General features: G+C 59.1%; 16 protein-coding genes. 6 read left to right on the forward strand and 10 right to left on the reverse strand.

Translation table 11 applies throughout. The annotated features are described in order from the left end of the window. The 3 genes from APH42_RS20990 to APH42_RS21000 all read right to left on the reverse strand — a co-directional run. Positions 1 to 976, reverse strand: a 976-nt coding sequence (locus APH42_RS20990; protein WP_156352845.1) for a hypothetical protein, incomplete at its 3' end; no start/stop codon positions are given. Positions 977 to 1,246: 270 nt separating this feature from the next. After that, the gene (locus tag APH42_RS20995) at positions 1,247 to 1,513 is read right to left on the reverse strand and encodes a hypothetical protein (RefSeq protein ID WP_060494137.1); all 267 of its coding nucleotides are present in this window, start codon (positions 1,511 to 1,513) and stop codon (positions 1,247 to 1,249) included. 158 nt (positions 1,514 to 1,671) lie between these two features. Beyond that, a complete protein-coding gene (locus APH42_RS21000) occupies positions 1,672 to 2,925 on the reverse strand; it encodes a DUF2235 domain-containing protein (RefSeq protein WP_060494138.1) in 1,254 nt (417 codons plus the stop codon). Positions 2,926 to 3,353: 428 nt separating this feature from the next. Between APH42_RS21000 and APH42_RS21005 the strand changes: the two genes are divergently transcribed. The 4 genes from APH42_RS21005 to APH42_RS21020 all read left to right on the forward strand — a co-directional run bounded on the left by APH42_RS21005 (position 3,354) and on the right by APH42_RS21020 (position 11,194). After that, positions 3,354 to 5,183, forward strand: a complete 1,830-nt coding sequence (locus APH42_RS21005) for a trypsin-like peptidase domain-containing protein (protein WP_082421447.1) — start codon at positions 3,354 to 3,356, stop codon at positions 5,181 to 5,183. A gap of 8 nt (positions 5,184 to 5,191) precedes the next feature. Next, positions 5,192 to 8,281, forward strand: a complete 3,090-nt coding sequence (locus tag APH42_RS21010) for an ATP-binding protein (RefSeq protein WP_060494140.1) — start codon at positions 5,192 to 5,194, stop codon at positions 8,279 to 8,281. A gap of 11 nt (positions 8,282 to 8,292) precedes the next feature. Beyond that, entirely contained in the window at positions 8,293 to 10,278 is a 1,986-nt protein-coding gene (locus tag APH42_RS21015) for a DNA/RNA non-specific endonuclease (protein ID WP_060494141.1), read from the forward strand. A gap of 337 nt (positions 10,279 to 10,615) precedes the next feature. Beyond that, positions 10,616 to 11,194 carry a hypothetical protein gene (locus APH42_RS21020; RefSeq protein ID WP_060494142.1) on the forward strand — a complete coding sequence of 193 codons (579 nt, stop codon included), beginning with the start codon at positions 10,616 to 10,618 and terminating at the stop codon, positions 11,192 to 11,194. Here APH42_RS21020 and APH42_RS21025 read toward each other — a convergent pair whose 3' ends face one another. The 4 genes from APH42_RS21025 to APH42_RS21040 all read right to left on the reverse strand — a co-directional run bounded on the left by APH42_RS21025 (position 11,195) and on the right by APH42_RS21040 (position 14,126). After that, positions 11,195 to 11,944 carry an amino acid ABC transporter ATP-binding protein gene (locus APH42_RS21025; RefSeq protein WP_177336869.1) on the reverse strand — a complete coding sequence of 250 codons (750 nt, stop codon included), beginning with the start codon at positions 11,942 to 11,944 and terminating at the stop codon, positions 11,195 to 11,197. A gap of 11 nt (positions 11,945 to 11,955) precedes the next feature. Continuing rightward, positions 11,956 to 12,573, reverse strand: a complete 618-nt coding sequence (locus tag APH42_RS21030; RefSeq protein WP_218580839.1) for an amino acid ABC transporter permease — start codon at positions 12,571 to 12,573, stop codon at positions 11,956 to 11,958. Positions 12,574 to 12,624: 51 nt separating this feature from the next. Continuing rightward, the gene (locus APH42_RS21035; RefSeq protein WP_012272244.1) at positions 12,625 to 13,272 is read right to left on the reverse strand and encodes an amino acid ABC transporter permease; all 648 of its coding nucleotides are present in this window, start codon (positions 13,270 to 13,272) and stop codon (positions 12,625 to 12,627) included. Between the two features lie 65 nt (positions 13,273 to 13,337). Beyond that, complete coding sequence (locus APH42_RS21040) at positions 13,338 to 14,126, reverse strand: ABC transporter substrate-binding protein (protein ID WP_060494144.1); 789 nt, start codon at positions 14,124 to 14,126, stop codon at positions 13,338 to 13,340. A gap of 287 nt (positions 14,127 to 14,413) precedes the next feature. Between APH42_RS21040 and APH42_RS21045 the strand changes: the two genes are divergently transcribed. Then, on the forward strand, positions 14,414 to 14,854 hold the full coding sequence (locus APH42_RS21045) for an Lrp/AsnC family transcriptional regulator (protein WP_060494145.1): 441 nt from the start codon (positions 14,414 to 14,416) through the stop codon (positions 14,852 to 14,854). Positions 14,855 to 14,906: 52 nt separating this feature from the next. On the opposite strand, the gene APH42_RS21050 is transcribed toward APH42_RS21045, so the two are convergent. After that, a complete protein-coding gene (locus tag APH42_RS21050; protein ID WP_060494146.1) occupies positions 14,907 to 17,954 on the reverse strand; it encodes an aminotransferase class III-fold pyridoxal phosphate-dependent enzyme in 3,048 nt (1,015 codons plus the stop codon). A gap of 143 nt (positions 17,955 to 18,097) precedes the next feature. On the opposite strand from APH42_RS21050, the gene APH42_RS21055 reads away from it, so the two are divergent. After that, the gene (locus tag APH42_RS21055) at positions 18,098 to 18,538 is read left to right on the forward strand and encodes an Lrp/AsnC family transcriptional regulator (protein ID WP_021784634.1); all 441 of its coding nucleotides are present in this window, start codon (positions 18,098 to 18,100) and stop codon (positions 18,536 to 18,538) included. A 15-nt stretch (positions 18,539 to 18,553) separates the two neighbouring features. Here APH42_RS21055 and APH42_RS21060 read toward each other — a convergent pair whose 3' ends face one another. Together APH42_RS21060 and APH42_RS21065 are read right to left on the reverse strand one after the other, a co-directional pair. Further along, entirely contained in the window at positions 18,554 to 19,906 is a 1,353-nt protein-coding gene (locus APH42_RS21060; RefSeq protein ID WP_060494147.1) for a HAMP domain-containing sensor histidine kinase, read from the reverse strand. Beyond that, positions 19,882 to 20,547: a response regulator gene (locus APH42_RS21065; RefSeq protein ID WP_060494148.1), complete on the reverse strand. Its 666-nt coding sequence runs from the start codon at positions 20,545 to 20,547 to the stop codon at positions 19,882 to 19,884. The genes APH42_RS21060 and APH42_RS21065 overlap by 25 nt, the downstream gene beginning before the upstream one ends. Positions 20,548 to 20,551: the final 4 nt, after the last annotated feature.

Consider the following 20,551-nt stretch of genomic DNA (forward strand, 5'->3'; position numbering starts at 1 on the left):
TGCTGGTGGCAATGCTCAACTCGCCGTCTAGCACTGAGAATTTCAACTCCGGGCTGGTGGCCCAGGTGACTTTGAGCGGTGGCGACGGTAGGTGGAGGTTCGGCAATGGCAAACCGAAATCGAACAACCGCACCGGGTCACCGAGACTCAGTCCGTCGAGCGATAAGTCAGGAAACGGCATGGCCGGCAAGTCGAAGCCCAGCCACGGCATCTGTTCGAACGTTGGCAGGTCCACTTGCGTGATCAACTCGACCAAACGAGATAACGCGTCAGTGGGCACGTCATTAACCTGGCAAGTTAGCTCGACTTGCCCGGCACGGTGCTCGGTCGCGTTGAATTCAAAGCCGATACGCGCGGTCAGCTGCGCTCGCAAGACTGGCTGCCCGGAAGGCGGCTCTCCCTGAGCAGCGCGCAAAAGTGCTTCAAGATCGATGGACAGCCCTGCATTGACCGAGGCCGAACCGAAGATTTGGGTGCAGCCGAAGAACGCGCATTGCTGCGCGCCAGCACCGAGGGTTATCTCAAGTCGTGCCAATGTGCTGGCAAGCGCCGTGCGCGCACTGGCCAAGATCACCGACATCTGCGCGACTTGATCTTTGGCCGCTGCCGTAGTCTTTGCCTGGGCCAACGTGTCAAGGGCCTTGAGGTCGCCAGCCAGGTCATCGGGCTTGCGCAGCACGAGTGCGCCTGAAGGGTCTTCGTCGAGCAGCACGCCCGGTACATCCAGCTTGATGGGGAAGTGCTGTGCACCCGAGAGCGCTGAGCCATGCAAGGTGCCTTCGCAGGTGATGTTCAACTGCGCCACTTCGAAGACTTTGTGCCTCAACGCAGGCCTGCCCACCTTCGCCTCGTCCAAAGCCTGCGCAAGACGTTGCAGATCACCTTGCACTGCTTTAGCGGAGACTTCGAGAGCCAGTTTCAGCTCAACCGAATTGCCACCCTGTGCTGCCGTTCGCAAAAAAAGCCTGATATCCATAAGAGTGCCCTTAGTGTTTATCGAACTTCTGAGCAAAAAACGTGGCATCGCAGCACAGCATTGAACCCGCGGACAGGCGTGAGTGTAGCAGCGTTGCAACGGCAGGTAGCCAAGGCCAAAGCCGTGAGCAAACACGCGAAGAAAGTTGATACTTAGGCAGGGTCAAGCAACGTGTTTCAGCCCACTTTTTAACACGGGCAGTAACACGGCATAGGCGTTAGCGGTTGCGACGTAACGCGCACCGCGCTTAGCAACTTAGTGCCAGAGCACTTAATGTGTGACTGGAACGCGTCCTGCCAGCGGGTTCCCGTAATAGATGACAGCATCGCTATCAAGCTCAACCGCGTATTTATTAAACTCCGTTTCGTCTATCACTTCGTTGTCTGGTTTCCACGCATAGCGCACCGGCGCGCCGTGCGTGTCAACAACTTCTGGATTTGAACCCACTGCCAGCGTAAAATTTTTCTTGGTCATTCCCCAGCGCAGAGAAACTGCAACCCACTCGTACTCGCCATTTTCGAAAGACACTACGGGCATGACAACCTCCTGCTTGTGTTGTTCATCAACTTAGTCGACAAGCACGTTCAGGCTAGCTCAACGCCGCTTGATCGAAGGTAACGCATTATAATTTTTCAGCATTACGTATAGTGCGCCTCTTCTTTATCATCACGTTCTCGGCCAAGCCCTCAGGGGGCTTAAACTGGCTGTAGACCATGCCGAGAAAGTAAGGGGGAGTCGGAGACCGTATCGATCAGCGTTCGGTCAACATTCTCGGGTTGATAGTTTGGCGCATCCCCCCACGGCTGGTCTTTGATCAATGCGCCATTCAACCTGGCAAGCACGGATTCATGCACGAACACGCGCTGCCCCTGCGCTTCGTGAATGACCCTCCCTCTGGGCTTTCCAAACGGTGGCATCGACCCGTTCAAGAGGGTTCGCGTATGGGTATGGAGATCCCAGACCAACCGCGGTACCCATTCTGCAATCATCCAGGGGCCGGATAGCGACTGGTGGGCTTGGGCAAGCGGGTCTGGTACAGGACAGGCGCTTGGGTACAGCTCGTTTCGACAGGAGGGAACGTCGATATCCAACTGGGCTTCCAGGCTCTCCCCGATCATCCAGCGCAAGGCAATCAGGGCCAACTGCGCTTCTTCTGGCGGGTAGCCGCCGCCAACGTCGCAATGCACGCCAGCGAACCACACCTGTTTCAGATCCACAGGTTTCGGATCAGTCGCCTTGGGCCTCCACAGGTTCTGGCGAAAAAAGCAGCGCCGCTCGTCAATCGATACCGCATGGCGGACGATGTCGACGCCGGGATTTCGTGCGGTATAGGGCACGGACAACGGGTCGTAAACCCAACCCACGGAACTGACGGTGTCGAACAACCCTAGAAAGCGAATCGCTACCGTTTGGGAAAAAGTTGCCTTGAACTGCTTCATCAATTCAAAGTCCGGCTGCTTATGCGCGGTCAGCCACCAGCCGATGTAGCGGAACACCTGATCGAGCGACGGCTCGACACTTCCATTCTTTGCGCGCGGTTGGGTAGTCAGCAATGACCAGGCGAAATCCAGTTGTTGCGCCTGATGGGCGGGAAGTAGCCCAAGGGTGTGGACCATGGCGGCCAGGATTCGAGCCGCATAGGCACCCCGAGAAAAACCGTAGATGAAAATTTGATCGTTGGGCTTATAGTGTTCCATCAAAAACCGGTAAGCATTGAGCACATTGCGCTTGATCCCCCAGCCAAACGCCAGCCCGGCAATACGTGAAGGCAGCTTTTGCCATTCGAACAGGGTTTCACTTAGCCCAAAGGTGCCGACACCCTGATCGTAGTAGGTCAGCACCGTCTCACTGTTCTTGGGCAGTGTTCGAAAAATGCGCAGGACATTAGTGGGTTCATCAGAGAAGCGGTTATTTGTTCCATCAATGCAGAGAACAAGCTGGCGCGCCATGATCGGGTAGCCTCGCGGTTGTGCTGTCCGAATCAGTCAAGCGAGCGCCCTCGCTGCCATTCGACCAGTCAGGACTACGGTGACCCCACATCCGGGACGTGACAACTGTTGGGCAAATCGTGGGAAGCCAATTCAAGGCATAGCAAAGTTAACGCCGCTTTGCCATCAAGTACTTCGCTATAACGTGGTCCACTTTTCGAACCAAGGATGGATAGGGGCGCCTCCTCGCCCAAAACATGCGGCCAGGCCATATAGACCCACGAACTTCTACTATATTGAAAGTGGGTTCCAGGCCCGCGTGCAACGCAATCGGAATTTCGACGTAAGAGCAATCGCCTCATACTAGGGGTCCGGTTTATTGCGGTATCGGACAGTACAGCGTTTCCCCCGGCCGTGATCAACACGGCGGATGGTGCGAGGTCTACCTGATGCCGAATCGTCAACGCAGCCCCCGGCAGACCTTCGACAAGAAGGTCATCGCATCCATTATTCGTGATCCCGATTCACGCGCCCTGGTCATTGAGGCTCTGGCGCAAATACGGGTGGGACGCGAAGCGACTATTCCGAGCGCAGAGGGCCTGGACGCCGGCGCAGAATCGAAGAATCAAGAGCGGGCGCGGTTTTGGGTAAACATGCTCGAATGCATTGGCTGCCTGGCCACCTTTGTAGAGGCGCTGCGTGCACGGGGGCTGTTGAAGGTGGCGTCAAGCACAAACCCGCTGCTTGGTGAGCCGAGCGATCAGATAGACCCCAGGTGGGTGCACATCGACGACATCAATCTGCCTGGTTTCCTTGATCGTGCCAGGGCCTTTCGCTGCAAGGTCCGAGTCGATGGCGTTATCAAAGGCAGTGGCGTGCTTGTCGGGCCTAGCTCGGCGCTGACAGCATGGCATGTAGTTGCCGTGGACGGGCCTCGCACACCGTCAGAAACACAGCCGACTATCGAAGTGGTGCTTTCTGACGGGCGCACCATCGGTGCGGTCATGCTGGCGCCAGCCTCCTCCCCTTGTGGTGATGTCGAGTGGTATGAAGGCCGCGCCCCCAAGTCCGACGCTGAGGTCATCGACCGCCACGATGTAGCACTGTTGCGACTGAGGCAACCCGCAGGCATTCACCTGTCCTTTGCCACCCTGGCATCGCCTCCCTACGAATACATCGGCCCGGCAGCTATCATTCTGATCTCCCACCCTAATGGCCAATGGCAGGGTCTGGAATTCACCAGTCTGAAGAGACTGCGCAACCTGACAGCACGGTGGGGCTATCGTGTTCACGGTAACAAGGGGGGATCCTCGGGTGGTGGCTGCTTCGACAGCAGTTTTTCCTTGGTCGGCATTCATCAGGGCCGGGCGCCAGGCGGTGGCCGCCTGGTGCCGTTGGTACGTTTCCACAGCCTCGTGCATCAAGCCATCGCCAATGACGAGACGCCCGAAAAGCTCTGGTCTCTCGACGGCACCCCCTACAGCGGGCTGGTCGTCGGCCGCGACGGATTCTTCGTCGGTTACCACGCGGCCATGCGCGGGGCGGCGCGCGTCAGGGGTTTGTGGATTCGACGCGTCAACCTCAAGCATGACGTATCGGGCTTGCCCTTCTCATACGAGCTACTCGACAAGTTGGTGGCGCGTAGTCCCAACGCCCGGGTGATTCGTGTCAGCTTCGACACCTTGGTCCAGGATCTGCCTGCCGAAATCGCCCGTCGTGCCGCGGACGCCAGTCTGCAGGTCGCACCGCCACAGGCCCGGAGCGGCGTCGGGGTGGACCAGACGGAGCCTGAAGCCATGATCGCCGATCGCAGCCGCAACCTGGCGCAAGCGCTCGAAGACAAGGCATTGGCCTTGGGCATCACACTCTGGGTGTTCTTCGATCACCCATCAGTCATGTTCGGCGACGAATCCCGCTGGGCGCTGACCGCCTTTGTGGACCAGGCCCTGCGACTGAAGCACCTGCGCGTTGCCCTTGCGGGCTACGAGGCCATCCAGATGCCGGGGGCCCAGTTCCAGTTTCAGATGGATGCCGAAGGTGAAGGCGCGCCAGGCCTGATGATTGAATACATCGCGGATGTGAGGAAGGAGGATGTGCAAAACCTCATTCGATATGCCTGTGATGCCATGCAGCGCTCCATCAGCCCTGAACGTGTAGAAGAGTGGACCGAGGAGGCGTTGGAGGGCCTGCACCTCGTCAATAATCGCTATGACAGCGTACTTCGGACCGAAATCGCCTCTCGGCTGCAGCCGCGGCTTAAACAGCTCTTTGAGAAATGAGGCCAGATATGAGCGCAAGCGACGATACAGCGAATCCCGCATGGCTATTTGCAGCCCTGTCGGGGCCTTTCGAGCCGAAGCAGGCATTACAGCTGTGTGCATCCACTGTCGAAGCCGACAGCCTTGTCATGGTGGCGACCCGTCTCGCGCAAGTCTGCGATACCAACCCTGCCGGTGCGCGCGACCGCTGGCTGATGCGCACGTCATCGCGGCATGACCTGCTCAAGTCCCTCGCCCCTTCTCAACTGCTCACCGCAGTCGCTGAACGGCGCAAGAGCGCCCAAGACCCGGAAACGGTGGACTTGCTGAATGTCCTGCTCAACGAACCACCATTGCAGCGCAAGGATATCGAGTGGGTCATTGAAAGCCGCAGCGATCAGTCGCAGTTGGAGCGGGTCATCGTTGCACTCGACCGAGCGGGCGAAGTCGCACCGGCCAACGATTTGCTGCAACCCGCACGGTCAGCGCTGGCCGAACTGAGCCGAGCGCAAAATCGGCGTCGGGTCGCGGAACGTGGTTTCTTCGGGCGCGAGGCTGAGTCCAACCTGATCAAGCAGTGGCTTTCACATCCCATCATGGCGGCGCCCGTCACCTGCCTGTTCCTGACTGGCGGGGCTGGCATTGGCAAATCGACATTGCTCGCTGAGTCCGTACGTCGCCACTATGAGCACCATCAACCACTGCTCCTGCGTTTGGACTTCGACCGAGCGGGGCTGGACGTGCTGGACAGGATCGGGCTGACCATGGAGGCGACCCGTCAGTTGGCAGAGCAACTGGGTGCTTCTTGCAGCGAACTGATGGACGCTCGGCTTGACGCCGGCCTGGTTACGGTGAGAGACACCAAGGCGCAGTTGAGTATTCGCCAACAACTGCCCGAGTCGCTAGCAAGCCAGCTCGGCAAGGCGGTGGCGGCATCAGGCCGACCGGTACTGGTCGTGCTGGATACGCTCGAAGTGCTGCGTGGCCGTGGCGAGACCCATCCTGAAGAGTTGTTCAAATGGCTCGACGCACTGGTTACCAAAGGCGTGAAGCCGATGCACGTGCTGGCGGCCGGCCGGGGCGACGCGCTAGACAGCTTGCCCGAGATCGATCTGGCAGGGGCTACGGGCTCGCCCAACGGCCAACCACCGGGGCGCGTGATCCGCCTGGAACTGCCCGGCCTGGAGGACGACGCGGCCCTGGCCCTGCTAGCCAGGCTGGAGGTACCGGAGCATCTGCGGCACGAGTTGCTCGAACTGGCGCAAGGTAATCCGCTGAAGCTGCGGCTTGCCGCCGAAGTCGCCAAGCGTTCGGGCATCGAGAGCCTGCCCAAGCACAAACGCGGCGCGGAGGTCAGCGCCGCCTTCCTCTATCGCTTGCTGCTTTCGCGCATCACAGACCCTGACCTGAAGCGGCTGGCCCACCCCGGGCTGGTAGTGCGGCGGATCAATGCGGAGCTGATCCGCAAGGTGCTTGCCCCAGCGCTCGGGCTGGGGGCGATCACCGAGCAGCGGGCAAATGACTTGCTGACGCAGTTGGCGACCCATCATTGGCTGGTTGAAAATGACCCGGGGGCGCCGGGGTTCCTCAAGCACCTCAGCCACATGCGTAAAGTGCTGCTGCCGCTGCTGTACCGATCCGCGCCCAGGCAATCCGCGCGAATCGATGCAGCAGCCATCCATTGGTTTGCCGCGCAGCCTTCGAATTGGGCGCAGGTCGAATCGGTGTATCACCAACTGCAGTTGACCCGCGTCAACCCCGCCACGCCAAGCGTACCGGCCAACATTGCCGCCCAATTCGACGACGACACACTCGAGGAATTGCCGCTTGCCGCGGCCGATCTGGTGCGGGTCAGCCGCGGCGGGCGCAGTAGCCAGTTCCGGCCCTCGCAGGCGGTGGTCAGTGGCTGGGCTGACGACACAGGTGTCGTGCGTGAGCTTCTGGCGGTGGTTCAGCGTCAGGACTGGACCGAAGGCGTGAGCATCGTGCGCAGTGTCATGGACGCGCAAGGTCTGGACATGCGTTCACAGATGGCAGACGCGATCCGCATGTTCTACTGGCGATCAGGCCAATGGGCGAAGGCGCGCCACTGGCTGACCGAGCGTGACCGTTTCGACGATTCGGATGGGGACCTTTCCAACTTACCCGAGCCGCTTGCACTGGCACGGCTGGAAATGCGGGCAGCGTTCAACCCCGAGGGTTTGCGTCGCCATTGGCAGATGTGGAGGCCGATACTGCCATCACTCGAACGCGCCTCCGTCGTGGCCGTCGACAACGCGGCGCGGCGCGGCGCACTCAGCTTGTTGCTGGCTAATCTTCCCGACCCGTTTCATTTCTCCTCAACTGATTCACGAGATTGCGATGTTGCCGCAGCCGCCAACGAGCGCTGGAATGGCGGCCTAGGCAACGAATCCAGGCGCGCTGAAACGCTTGGCCGCGAACGGATGGGGCGCGTGCTCCCGCCCAATTACAGTACCGAACCGCTCCTCCCCGGCAGGCTTCTGGCGACACTCACGCCATACGCCGTGTTCGTCAGTAACTTGTCCGTCCTGGCAGAGCATGCCGACCTGCGAGAGGCGGCAACATTGGCTACGTCGGCAATTTCGCTGGGCGGTGGGCTGATTAGCGAATCGCAAATCGAACCCGTAAAACCCGTGACGGGCGATCCGGTTGTCTGGCTGACCCATTTCGGTTTGTTTGCCGAGTGGGCTGAAGCACGCGCTTTCATCCACCGCGATGCCGATTTGAAGCTCATTAGCCGGGCCGCCGAGCGGTGGCGCCGGACAATAGCGGGAAACTGGTCGATTGGCCAACGTCGAGGTGGCTGGCGCAATCACCCGCCGATTGACGAAACCCTGCGCAAGCGCCTGGAGGTGCTCCTTGGAGGCCCTACGCCCACGGACCAGGCGCATGAAGAGCTCGCCATGTGGGCAAAGGCCCTTGGGACTGACGCACTTCTGCCGCTTCTGCGCCGCCGGCTGGACGGTGCGTTAGCCGAGACCGAGCAGGCACGCAGCACGTCCACGCCTGAACGCATCACACAACGGCTGCTGGCGCGCGGTACGCCGGCGGCCTTCGCACCGGCGCTGACGGTTCTCATCTTGCGCGGCGCATTCTGAAGGAGAGCGACATGACGAATGAAGAGAGGCTCGACAGCCTGAAGAAAAGGCTTACCCCCAAGATGGAAGCGGCAGTGCGAGCTGCGATGGATTCGGGCCGGTTGCCGCACTCGATCATGAGCACGCTGTCCGGCCCCAGCCTTGACTCAATGGCGGCGGGACAACCCCTGGAAGCCGTAGCAAGAAAGTATTCGACAGTCCTCTCCAGCCTGGAGGCGATCGTGATGCTGGTGGGGCGCCCGCCGTTACTGATCCGCAACGACATGGTGGTACTTGAACCGCTGCCAGACTTTCCCGAGGAGACTGGGTCGCTTATTCAGGGTGTGCAGAAGTGGGTTCCGTCCGTTGGACGCCTCGAGTTTCGCAATTACGACATGCCATGGGGAGGCACTGGCTGGGTGGTCGCGCACCAGGGCAACGGTACCGTGGTGGTTACCAACCGGCATGTGGCCAAGCTGGTGGCCAAACGTAAGCAAGACGGCTCTGCCGTTTTCATGCGTTCCCTTGCCGGAGCTCGCTATGGCGCCGCGATCGACTTTGGCGAGGAAGCTAGCAGCCAAAGCGGCGACAACAGTCGCACAGCCGAGCTGGTCCATATCGAATACCTGGCCGACGATACGTCGGCGGACATAGCCCTGCTTAGGATAGAGACGGCGGACTTTACCCTCCCTACCCCTCTGGAGCTGATCAATGACAACGACAGACTGGCCAAAGATGACCTGGTCGCTCTAATCGGTTACCCCGCCTACGACTCGCGCAATGATGCCGACGCGCAAGCGCGCTATTTCCGTGACTTGTACGAGGTCAAGCGCTTTGCGCCGGGCAAAATCCTGCTGCCCCCTGAAAACGGCATCCTGACCTACGACTGTACGAGCCTGGGTGGCAACTCCGGCTCGCCGCTGATCCGGCTCGAAGACGGCAAAGTTGTCGGCCTGCATTTCTCCGGTATCTATGGCAAGGCAAACACCGCCGTCAGTGCCAAGACCATCGCGGCTCTGCTCAATGGCGAACGCCCAATTTCGGTTTTGATGCAGGCTGCCCGCGAAGAGGCCAAGGATGGCAGCCACCCGGCCGAACACTTCAACAATAGAGAAGGCTTCAGTACCCAGTTCCTGGAAGGCGAAGTCGGGGCAGCAGTGGTTTCGACACCTTGGCCACGCCTCCCCCAACGACTTTCGGAGGACCTCGCCAAACCAAGCGACAACCCTCCAGAGCCCTTCGAGCTGCGCTACACCCATTTTGGGGTGAAATACTCCGCAATACTCAAGCTCCCGCTGATCACTGCAGTCAACATCGATGGTGGAGCGACGGTAAGAATCAAGCGAGGGGTAGAAAAGTGGTTCGTCGATGAGCGCATACCCAGGTCGATCCAGTTAGGCGAAAGCAACTTCAAGGATGCCGAGATCGATCGTGGCCACATGGTGCGACGCGAGGACCCCAATTGGGGTGATGCAGCAGAGGCACAAAAGGCCAACGACGACACCTTCCATTACGTCAACGCGGCCGCCCAGCACTCGCGCTTGAATCAGGGTAAGGCGCTTTGGCAAGGTCTGGAAAACTACATCCTCGACAGTGTACGTACGCACGGTTTCAAGGCCTGTGTTTTCACCGGCCCGATTCTGCGAGGCCCGGACAGCGAAGAGGAAGAGATCGAAATCGACGGTGCAACTGTCCCGGTCGAGTTCTGGAAATTGGTGGCCACGCTGGACAGCGAGAGCAAGGCGCTGCACGCCACCGCCTACGTATTGAGCCAAGGGCAGCTGATCCGCAAGCTGATGGAGGATCGATCACGCCCAGAAGCGTTGGAGGGTATGGTCCTCGGCGCCTACCGTACATTCCAGGTAGCGATTACCGATTTGGTCAAGGCCACCGGTTATGACTTCAGCGATTACCTAGGTGCCGACCCGCTCACCAAGAATCCATTGGGGCAGGAGGCGGTAGGTAGGGGGGAGCCGTTGGTTTTACCGATTGAAGAACTCCCTGACATCATCCTGTGACGGGCGAGTAAACCGATAAGGGCGAGCGCAGCTGGGGGAGGCAACAAGTGCCCCCTCCACTGCATGGACTGCAAGATAGCCGGGGACGGATATGAAGACGCAACGCCTACGCCGGGTCTTCATCTTGATCACGACGTTCCTGCTTGTCAGCACCTTCGGGTTGAGTACCCGATCACCCGATACAGACCCCACCTGGAGTGCATACACGCTCTTCGGCAACGTAAAAACCCGGCTCGAACTGGTTTAAGATCCCTTCGCAAGAAGGCGACAGGTAAGTGGCAGTCTAAGTTTGGTCAGTTGCGTCGACACGTCGGCATACAGCAGGAGAACAACGAAGATGAAGGACCTTACTACCTACTTGAGCCCACAAGCTGTCTCGGATTTAGCGGGCCACAATGCAAAAGCTCCTTTCGTGTCAGACTGGCTGACCAGTCGGATCACCGCCTTCAATCGTAGCTCCGATAATCTGGAAGGACCTACGGCAGATGCCCAGGAGCTGAATCGAATGCGTCAGGAGATCACCCTGGCGATCGATAAATTCGAAGCGGCTATCAACGAAATACTGATTGCGAGACGGACCGAGGAAGAACAGGTACGGCGTTGGGTTCTGATCGTTGGCATCGTGTTGATCATTTTAGTGATCGGGTCCGCTGTCGCCCCATTCCTGTCTCCCGCAGCCAATACAGCCTGGATTACCACTCTCATGTCAGGGCTCTCGGTGGCCGGCCTGCTCTATCTTCTGTACTCACCCGTGCATAAATTAATCGACCTGGCTCGCGAACGCTCAGGCCTCATGATTTTGCCGTCAACCTTCAGAATTCGTGTGCTTGCCGCCAGTACCAGAGAAGAACAGGCGCAAATTGCCAAGGAGCTGTTCAATCTGCTGCAAAAGCCAACGTTTACTGAAGGTCAGTAGCTAGCGGTCATGCAGGTGTTTTTTTAGAAAAGCCCGCGTGCGGTCCTGCACTGGGTTGCTGAGGATATCACTCGGTGCGCCCTGCTCCACGACCACGCCGCCGTCCATGAACACAATCTGATCGGCCACCTCACCGGCGAAACGCATCTCGTGTGTGACGATGAGCATGGTCATATGTTCGGCCGCCAATTGCTTCATGACCAGGTTCACTTCTTCGACAAGCTCGGGGTCTAGTGCCGACGTCGCCTCATCGAACAACATCACCTTGGGTTCCATGGCCAGGGCACGGGCGATGGCAACACGCTGTTTTTGCCCACCAGACAAACGTGATGGGTACTCGTCGATCTTGTTAGCCAACCCGACCTTCTGCAAGTACTCCAGGGCCAACGCCCTGGCCGCACTTTTCGAATAGCCTTTTAACTTCACCGGCCCTATCGCGATGTTTTCACAGACGGTGAGGTGCGGGAACAGGTTGAAGTGCTGAAACACCATGCCCATCTGTTGGCGCACCTGGTTGATATGCTGTTCGAAGGCGCGGCCTTTCAAGGGCCGGTTGACCTGATCGCCGTCAAGCCAGACCTCACCACCATTAAGCACTTCGAGATGATTGATCGAGCGCAGCAAGGTACTTTTACCCGAGCCGCTGGGGCCAATGATGGCGACAATCTGCCCACGCGACACCGACAGGTCGATACCCTTGAGCACTTCAAGTGCACCGTAGGCTTTACGAGCGCCCTTCACTTCCACCATAACGTTGTTGTTCATCGTGACATCTCGACCTTTGCTTCAATAAGATGCAACCCAGCCTCGAGCACCAGGTTGGCCACGTAGTAGATCACCGCCACGGCGATGTAGAACTCAAAGGGGCTGTACGTTTCGCTGACTGCCAGTTGGGCGCTGTAGACCAGTTCGGCGATACCAATGATCGATACCAGCGACGTGTCTTTGAGCAAGACAATGAGGTTGTTCCCAAGCGGCGCAATGGTTTTTCTGAGCGCCTGCGGAACGATGATGTAGCGCTGGGTCATTGCCTTGCTCAGGCCAATCGAGCGCGCGCCTTCTATCTGGCCAGGGTCAACTGCCTCGATCCCCGACTTGATCACATCAGCGTTGTACACCGCAAAGTGCAGGCTCAGCCCGATGATTCCGGCAGCCAGCGCCGGAATATCGATTCCCACCTGAACCAACCCGTAGTAGATCAAATACAGTTGCAGCAATAAGGGCGTGCCCATCAACAGCCAGGTGACGAAACGCACAGGCAATGCCATGGCCCTGGGCGCATACAAGTCGATCAGGGCAAACAGCACGCCCACCACCACGCTGATGACACTGGAACAGAGAAACATGACAACCGTCCACCACAGGCCGGTCGCCAGCATTTCATAGTAAGGCGTGATGACACTCAGGTTTAATCCTTCCACGGGTACTCCTCACTTGGTCGCGTATCGCCGGTCCAGTACTTCCACCAAGTACTTGACCGAGTAGACCATGACGATATAAAGCAACGCCGACACCATGAATATCTCGAACGGTTTGTAAGTTGAGCTGATGAAGCGCTGCGCGGTATATGTCAGTTCAACAACCGAAATGGCCGACACCAGGGCAGAGCCCTTTATCAGGCCAATGGCATTGACGCCAAGCGGCCTGATCATGAGTTTCAGTGCTTGTGGAATGATGATGAACAACAGCGTCTGCCTGCGGCTGAAACCAATTGACCGTGCGCCCTCCTCCTGGCCAGGGTCGACGTTGTCGATAGCACCTCTGATGGACTCGGACATATACGCAGCGATATTCATGCCTAAGCCGATCACCGCAGCAGAGAATGGCTCCAGCTCTATGCCTATCTGTGGCCCGCCAAAGTAGATAATGAACAACTGCACGAGGCAGGGCGTACCGCGAAATACGCTGACGTAAATCTTGGCTGCCCATCGCAGGATAATGACTGGCGATAACCTGCCTGCCACGAGAATGATTGCCAGGCCCAAACCCAGTAATAATGAAAGTAATGAAATTTGCACAGTTACCCAAGCGGCTTCCATGAAAAACGGGTAGGTACGGAGGATCAATGACAGGTCCATAAAAACCACTCACAAAGTTCAGCCAACCTGGCCCAACCTGTCGGCCAGGCCACTGCAGGTGTGCATCAGCGGATGTCGCTACCCACCCATCTCATGGAGATTTCTTTATAAGTGCCATCGGCCAGGATCTCGTCCAGGGCCTTCTGCAACTGGGCCTTGAGTTCAGGGTTGTTCCTGCGGATGGCAATGCCGAGGCCTTCACGGCCACCCTGCTCGTCGGGCAGGTTGATGATGCGCACTTTCTGACCGGTTTCCTTTACCGCAACCATGACCGGAATGCTGTCCATCACTACCGCATCGATACGCCCGGCATCCAGGTCGACCAGCATTTCCGGCAACCCTTTATAGGTGCGCACTTTAAGATTGCCGCGAGCACGCGCCCATTTGTCATGCGAGTCGCCCAAGGTAACGCCAACGGTGACGTCCTTGAGGTCATCCAGCCCCTTGATCGGAGAGCCTTCCTTTACACCGATGGTACGGCCCGCATGGTAATAAGGCCCCACGAAATCAACGGCTTTCAGCCGCTCGGGAGTAATGGTCATCGAAGCGATGACGGCGTCATACTTTTTGGCTAACAGCCCGGCAATAATGCCGTCGAAGGGGGTGGTGATGATTTTTATCTTTACACCCAAGCGCTGGGCGAGTGCTTCACCAATGGAGGCGTCGAAACCCACAATTTCATTCTTTTCGTTGGCGAAACTGAAGGGAGCGTACTGGCCGCTCATGGCCACGCGCAGTGTTTTTGATTCTTGAACTGCCTGCAGGTCATCGGCCTGCGCCACGCCCTGAGAGAACAATGCAATTACTGCCACTGCGCTGGATGCAAGTAGCATCCTGGTTTTTCTTACCCGCATCGAGGCACTCCTTGGAAGTTTGTATTTGTTATTGTCTGGGGCGCTGATGGCCCCTCCTTCACAAAGAGCTTTGCACACGGACACCTTGAAATCACCCTGCAATGTGCGTGTTCGGGTGGCACATTGCCGGGATCGACCGACATAATGTCGGCGCTACTTCGACCGGTTTCAAAACTGGAGTAGTGTCTTGCAATGCACCAAAAACTAGCAAGTATTCGGCTGGCGTGCCTCCTGCACTTCACTGGGGCATCCGGCCATTTACCGGTGAACAGGCAGGAGTGCCAGCATTGCGCGAATTAGACATCAAAGATCGGGAAATCCTCGAGATACTTTCCAAGGAAGCACGCGTGGCACTCAAAGCGCTGGCGGCAAGAATCGGCCTGTCGCGAAGTGCTACCAGCGAGCGGGTTTTGCAGCTGGAGCGTAGCGGGGTCATTCGCGGCTACCGTGCCGACATTGGTGAAATCGATGCCAATGTAATACGGGCGATTATCCTGGTAGCACTGAAACGTACACCAACACTCGGGCTGCTGGACCTGCTGGCACAAAACGCCCAGGTGAAACGGGTTTCATCGGTCAGCGGGCAACTCGACCTGGTGGTCGAAGTAGAGGCGAGGACGATCGATGACTTGAACCGGGTACGAGACGCTGTGGCGTGCCATGACTCTGTAGACGACATCACTACGGCGGTGGTGCTACGGCGCGATATTGACCGCCAAAAAGCCTGAGCACACGACAAAGGGCGTGCCCCTCGGCACGCCCTCCTGCCCAGCCGATAGGCTATTTCAGCGCTGCGATGAAGCTGTCTTTCAGCACCTCGAGCAGGAAATCGGCATTGGCCCGGCTGAAAATCATTGAAGGCCGCATTTTCAACACATTGTCATGCGGGCCCTCGGTGCCGATCAACACGCCGCGCTCCCTGGCGCCGTCGGCTACTTTCCTGGCCAAGGCCGTGGCCGGCACCTTCGACTGACGGTCAGTGACCAGCACAATGCCGAGGAACAGGCCCAGGCCGCGCACATCACCAATCACATCAAATTGCTGCTGCAGCTTGCGGAAACCATCGAGCAGGTAATTGCCAACGTTCAAGGCATTTTCCTTCAACTGGTCGCGCTCGATCGCATCGAGCACTGCCAGGCCTACCGCGCACGACACGGGGTTGCCGGCGAAGGTATTGAAATACTCCATGCCGTTGTTGAAGGCATCGGCAACCTCGCGCGTGGTCACGACCGCCGACATCGGGTGGCCGTTACCGATCGGCTTGCCCATGGTGACAGCATCCGGCACTACGCCCTGAGTCTCGAATGCCCACCAGTGGCTGCCCACACGGCCAAACCCGACCTGTACCTCATCGGCCAGGCACAGCCCACCTTCGGCGCGCACCATGGCGTATACCTCCTGCAGGTAGTGTTCGGGCAGGAACACCTGCCCCGCCACGCTGGGAATCGACTCGGCAAGGAAAAAAGCGGGCTTCTTGCCTGCCTTGCGCATGGCATCCAGTTGCTCTGCTACCGACTCGGCAAAGCGCTTGCCGTGCTCTTCCACTGGCCAATGCTCGGGCGCGTAGTAGCTGTCCGGGACCACCGCCTCGTAAACATGCGCCGCCCTGCCTTTGCCGGCCTTGCGCTTGTACTTGTATGGGCTCAGGTCGATGAGCTCCTGGGTGGTGCCGTGGTAGGCCCAGTCCAGCACGATTGCCTGGTCACTGCCTGTGTAGTTGCGCGCCATGCGCAGCATCAAACTGTTGGCTTCACTGCCCGAACAACCAAAGGACGCGACGCAAAGCCCCTCTGGCAAGGTGCCGGTCAGGCGTTCGGCATATTCGACAATGTTGTCATGAAGGTAGCGGGTATTGGTGTTCAGTCGCGCAGCCTGACGGGTCAAGGCTTCGACCACATCGGGATGGCTATGGCCCAGGTGGCAGACGTTATTGAAGCAGTCCAGGTAGGCCCGCCCGAAGTTGTCGATCAGCCATACGCCATCGCCACGCACGAACTTGATCGGGTCAGTGTACGAAATTGACAGGTTCGGTAGCAGCAACTCCTTGCGCTTGGCAATGATCTGGGCCTTGGTCATGCCCTGCTGGTCGTAGGTCTCTGGCGGAATGCCGGCCAACATCGAGGCATCAGGGAACAAGTCAGCCCACACGTCACGGTACTCTGGCTCACCAACGCCAATGACCTCGCTCGCGGTCAGCTGGGTATCGGTGGCCATCTGCAGATGCAGGTGGGGGATCCAGCCGCCATTTTCATGGTCGGTGCCCATGTAACCGACCAGGTCGCCAGCCACTAGCTTGTCACCGGCTTTCAAGCGGCCGAGCGCCTCATGGGCCATGTGCCCCCACAAGGTCAGAAATGGCGGGCAACCTGCCGGTGCGTGCTCGATCATCACCAGGCCACCATACCCAAGCGGGTCTGGTTCTACCTCGACGCTTCTGACGGTGCCGGTGACCGGTGCGTACAAAGGCGTACCCGCCGGCATCACCAGGTCGACCCCCACATGCAAGGTGCGACGCTGGCCCTTGATGAAACGGGACTCGAAAGCACTGTCGGTATAGATAGTACGCAACTCGCCCCATGGCCCGATGGCCAGCGGCACCTTGTGCGCGGCAGAGAACGCGTCCCACCAGCGGGTCGCATCCGCAGGACGTTGCTCGGCCGAAGCGATGGTCATTTCGTGGCTGGCGTCGCCAAACGGCGCGATCACTTTGTTGAGGATGGCGGCTGAAGGGCGCACCAGGTCGGCGAACGCTTTGTGGTTATCCGCAATCCAGCGGCGGATTTCCCCGGCACCGTCGATGGCATCGAAACCACAGGCCTTGCGCAGGATGCCGGTGGCCAGCCGTGGGTTCATCGCATCAAGCTGTTCCAGCAGGCGCCAGGCAGGTGCTTCACTGATCGCCAGGTAGGGATTGTCGCCTGCCTGATCGTGCCGCGAAGCAGAAAACGTCACGCTGATGACCAGGCGCATGGCAATCAGGTTGAACAGCACATCAAGCTCTTGCGCTTGCAGCGGGTACTTTTCATGGAAGCCGGCCACCAGCGCAGCAGCAGCGCCGATCGGGTCGTCCATGTCGAGAATGGCGTAAGCGCTGGCGATCGCGACTTCGGCAATCAGCACGCTATGCACTGCGTCGCCAAAGTCGATGAAGCCAGTTACGTTGCTGGTGGATTCGGCATCGACCAGAATGTTCCAGTCGTTGGCGTCGTTGTGGATCACCTGGGCGCGAAGTGAAGCCAGCCTGGGCTGGACAGTCTGCTCGAACTGGGTGATGAAACGTTCGGCAATGGCCCGCCGCTCGGGGCTCTTGATGCAGTGCAGGCGTGATCGAGCGCGCGCCGCATGGCGCAGGTCCCAGTCCAGTTCACGAACGGCGCCCGGGTGCATGAAGCCCTGCAGGGCGCGGTCAAGCTCACCGAGTGCCTGGCCGAAGTTTCTCATCAGCGCAAAGGAGCGCCTGGCCTCGGCGAGCGGCGTGCCGGCCAACCAGCTGACCAGGCGCACCGCGTGCTGTTCACCTGTGGCGCTGGTCACCGTCGGTAGGTAATCGCCCGCCACGCTGGCCCGCAGGTGAGGCACGCCCAAGTGCGCGCCATGCACGGCCAGGTGATCGAGCAGCGCGGTTTGAAACTCGCTTTCTACCCTGGGCTCGCTGGCATTGACGATTTTCAGGATCCAGCCTGCATCCATGCCCGTCTTCAGCCGGTAGTTGCAATCACGCTCCCCGTCCAGGGGCGTTGCAATGCCGGTGACATTGAAGAAATCTTTTGCAAGGCCCTCTGCATCGCTTGCCGAAAACCGAGGTGCCGGGTGGGAAAGGTCTGTCATATCATCACGTTCCGAGCGAGCAAATTGTTTTTTCAATAGCTTGTCATGCACCACCGAAACCGACACCCTGCATACGGTCGGGATCGACAGGCATTATGCCGGTTCCGGCCGGCATAAAGACGGCGAGCTTATTGGGTGGTGCAATGCGTGACCTGGACGCAAAAGATCGTGAGATTCTTGAAGTACTTTCGAAAGATGCGCGTATTGCGCTGAAGGCGTTGGCCGGCCGCATAGGCCTTTCCAGAAGCGCCACTACCGAGCGCGTCGCCAACCTTGAGCGCAGCGGGATCATCCGTGGCTATCGGGCGGACATCGGCGAAATAGACGCCAACGTGATAAGGGCGATCTTGCTGGTGACGTTGCAGCGCACACCTGCCATGGGGCTGCTCGACCAGCTGGCAACGGACGCGCGCGTGCGGCGGGTTTCATCGGTGAGCGGCCAGCTTGACCTGGTGGTTGAAGTGGAGACACGGACAATCGACGACCTCAACCAGGTACGCGACAATGTGGCACGTCACGAATCAGTGGATGACATTACCACTTCGGTGGTCCTGCGCCGGGATATCGACCGTCAGGGCGCCTGACACCCTGACGGATCGTCAACCGCTGTTTGTCACCCAACGCAAACATACCCGCCAGCCCTGGCGGCGCGCCGCATCGGTGTACCCCACGTCCACCTCGCCTGCGCAACGCTGAACAATGGTCCGTACAATCGACAGCCCCAGGCCGGAGCCTTCCCCCACCGAGCCAGTGCCGCGATAGAACGGGTCGAACACGCGCTCCCACTCTTGCGGGTCAATGCCCGGGCCATCGTCGCTGACACTGAGCGTGACTTGGCCGACGCCCTGCTCCACACGCAGGTCGACATGGCCCGCCACAGGGGCATGGCGAATGGCGTTCTCGACCAGGTTGCTGATCACGGTCCTCAACTCGACTTCGCGTATGGGCAAGCGTGCATCGTCACCTTCCAGGCCAATGTCGAGCTGCTTCTGCTCGGCCAAGGGCATCAGATCTTCCAGCACCCGACGGCAGACTTCATGCAGGGATACCGCAGGTGTCGGCAGCGCGCCGAGCTGGGCGCTCGCCAATGCCAACAGTTGCTCGATGAGCTTGCGGCTTCTGGCGATACCGAGCCGCAGTTGGGCCACTTGGGCCTGGGCGCGGGCCGTCATTGCTTCGGGTTCAAGGCCTTCCACCTGCAGTGAAAGGGCTGTAAGGGGGGTGCGCAGTTCATGGGCTGCATCGGCGACAAAGCGCTTCTGGCTCTCCAGGGTGCGGGCAACACGCGCCAGCAGCCGGTTGATTGCCTGGATGAAAGGGCGTATTTCGATAGCCAGCATACGCTCATCAATCGGCCGCAGGTCCTGATCATCACGGCGGTCGAGCATTGCCGCCAAACTCGCGACAGGCCTGAACAGCTCGCGAATCAGGTTGGCCACCACCACCAGCAAAATGGCAAAGAGGATGGCGAATGGCAGCAATGCACGCCATGCGCTATCGCGGGCATCGCGATTGCGGCTGTCAATTTCCTGCGCAACGGCAAAACGCTTGCCGGAAGAATCGGTGTTCACCAGCACACGGAAAGGTTCGTTTCCGACATTTACGGTAGACAAGCCATTGGCCACGGCGCCCGGAATGGGCAACGGCAACAAGCTGTCATCAGCATGGCTGACGGCCTGTCCATCAGCCAGATACTGGATGACGATGCGGGTTTCTTCATCGTCGCCTGGGACAGAATGTTCGTTGGCTGGGTAATGAAATGCCAAACCTTGGCGCATGTACAACGCCGCAACCTGGCGCAGGCTGTTGTCCTGCAGCTCAAGCGCCTCATCGAAGGCCGAGAAGTAGCTGAATACCCCACTCATTGTCGCAACCAGTAGTATCGCCAGGGACAACCCTAGCGACAGGCGGAGCTGCAGGGACTGGTTCAGGCGCCTTTTGAGACCATCCATCCCAACCCCCTGATATTGCGAATCACATCCTTGCCCAGCTTGCGGCGCAAGGCATGGATGAGAAACTCCACCGCGTTGCTTTCGACCTCGTTCCCCCACCCGTAAAGCCGGTCCTCCAGTTCGGCCCGCGACAAGATCGCCCCCGGGCGGATCAGTAATGCCTGAAGCAAGGCGAACTCTCGGTTGGAAAGCTGAACAGGCGGCTGAGCCATCACCCTGGCGCATTTGCTGACAAGGTCCAGGCTGACCGTGCCGTTGCCCAGTTCAGGGGTCGCGCGCCCGCCTTTGCGCCGCATGACGGCGCGCATCCTGGCAAGCAATTCGGCCATTTCAAAGGGCTTTTGCAAGAAATCATCCGCCCCGCCATCCAGCCCGCGCACGCGGTCATCAAGCTCCGCGCGCGCGGTAATGATCAGCAGGGGAACGGGGTTGTCGGCGGCACGCAGCTGTTGCAGCAATTGCAGCCCATCTTGTCCGGGCAACCCCAGGTCGAGCAGCACCTGGTCGTAGGCCTGCGTGCGCAAGGCCGCCTCTGCGGTCGGGCCATCGGCTACCCAGTCCACCGCGTAACCCGCTGTTGCCAGCGCGTCCTGCAGTGCCTGGGCAATCATGCAGTCATCTTCGACCAGTAACACCCGCATTGCC

The organism is Pseudomonas sp. NBRC 111140, from assembly GCF_001320885.1.
GTDB classification, from domain to species: Bacteria; Pseudomonadota; Gammaproteobacteria; order Pseudomonadales; family Pseudomonadaceae; genus Aquipseudomonas; species Aquipseudomonas putida_P.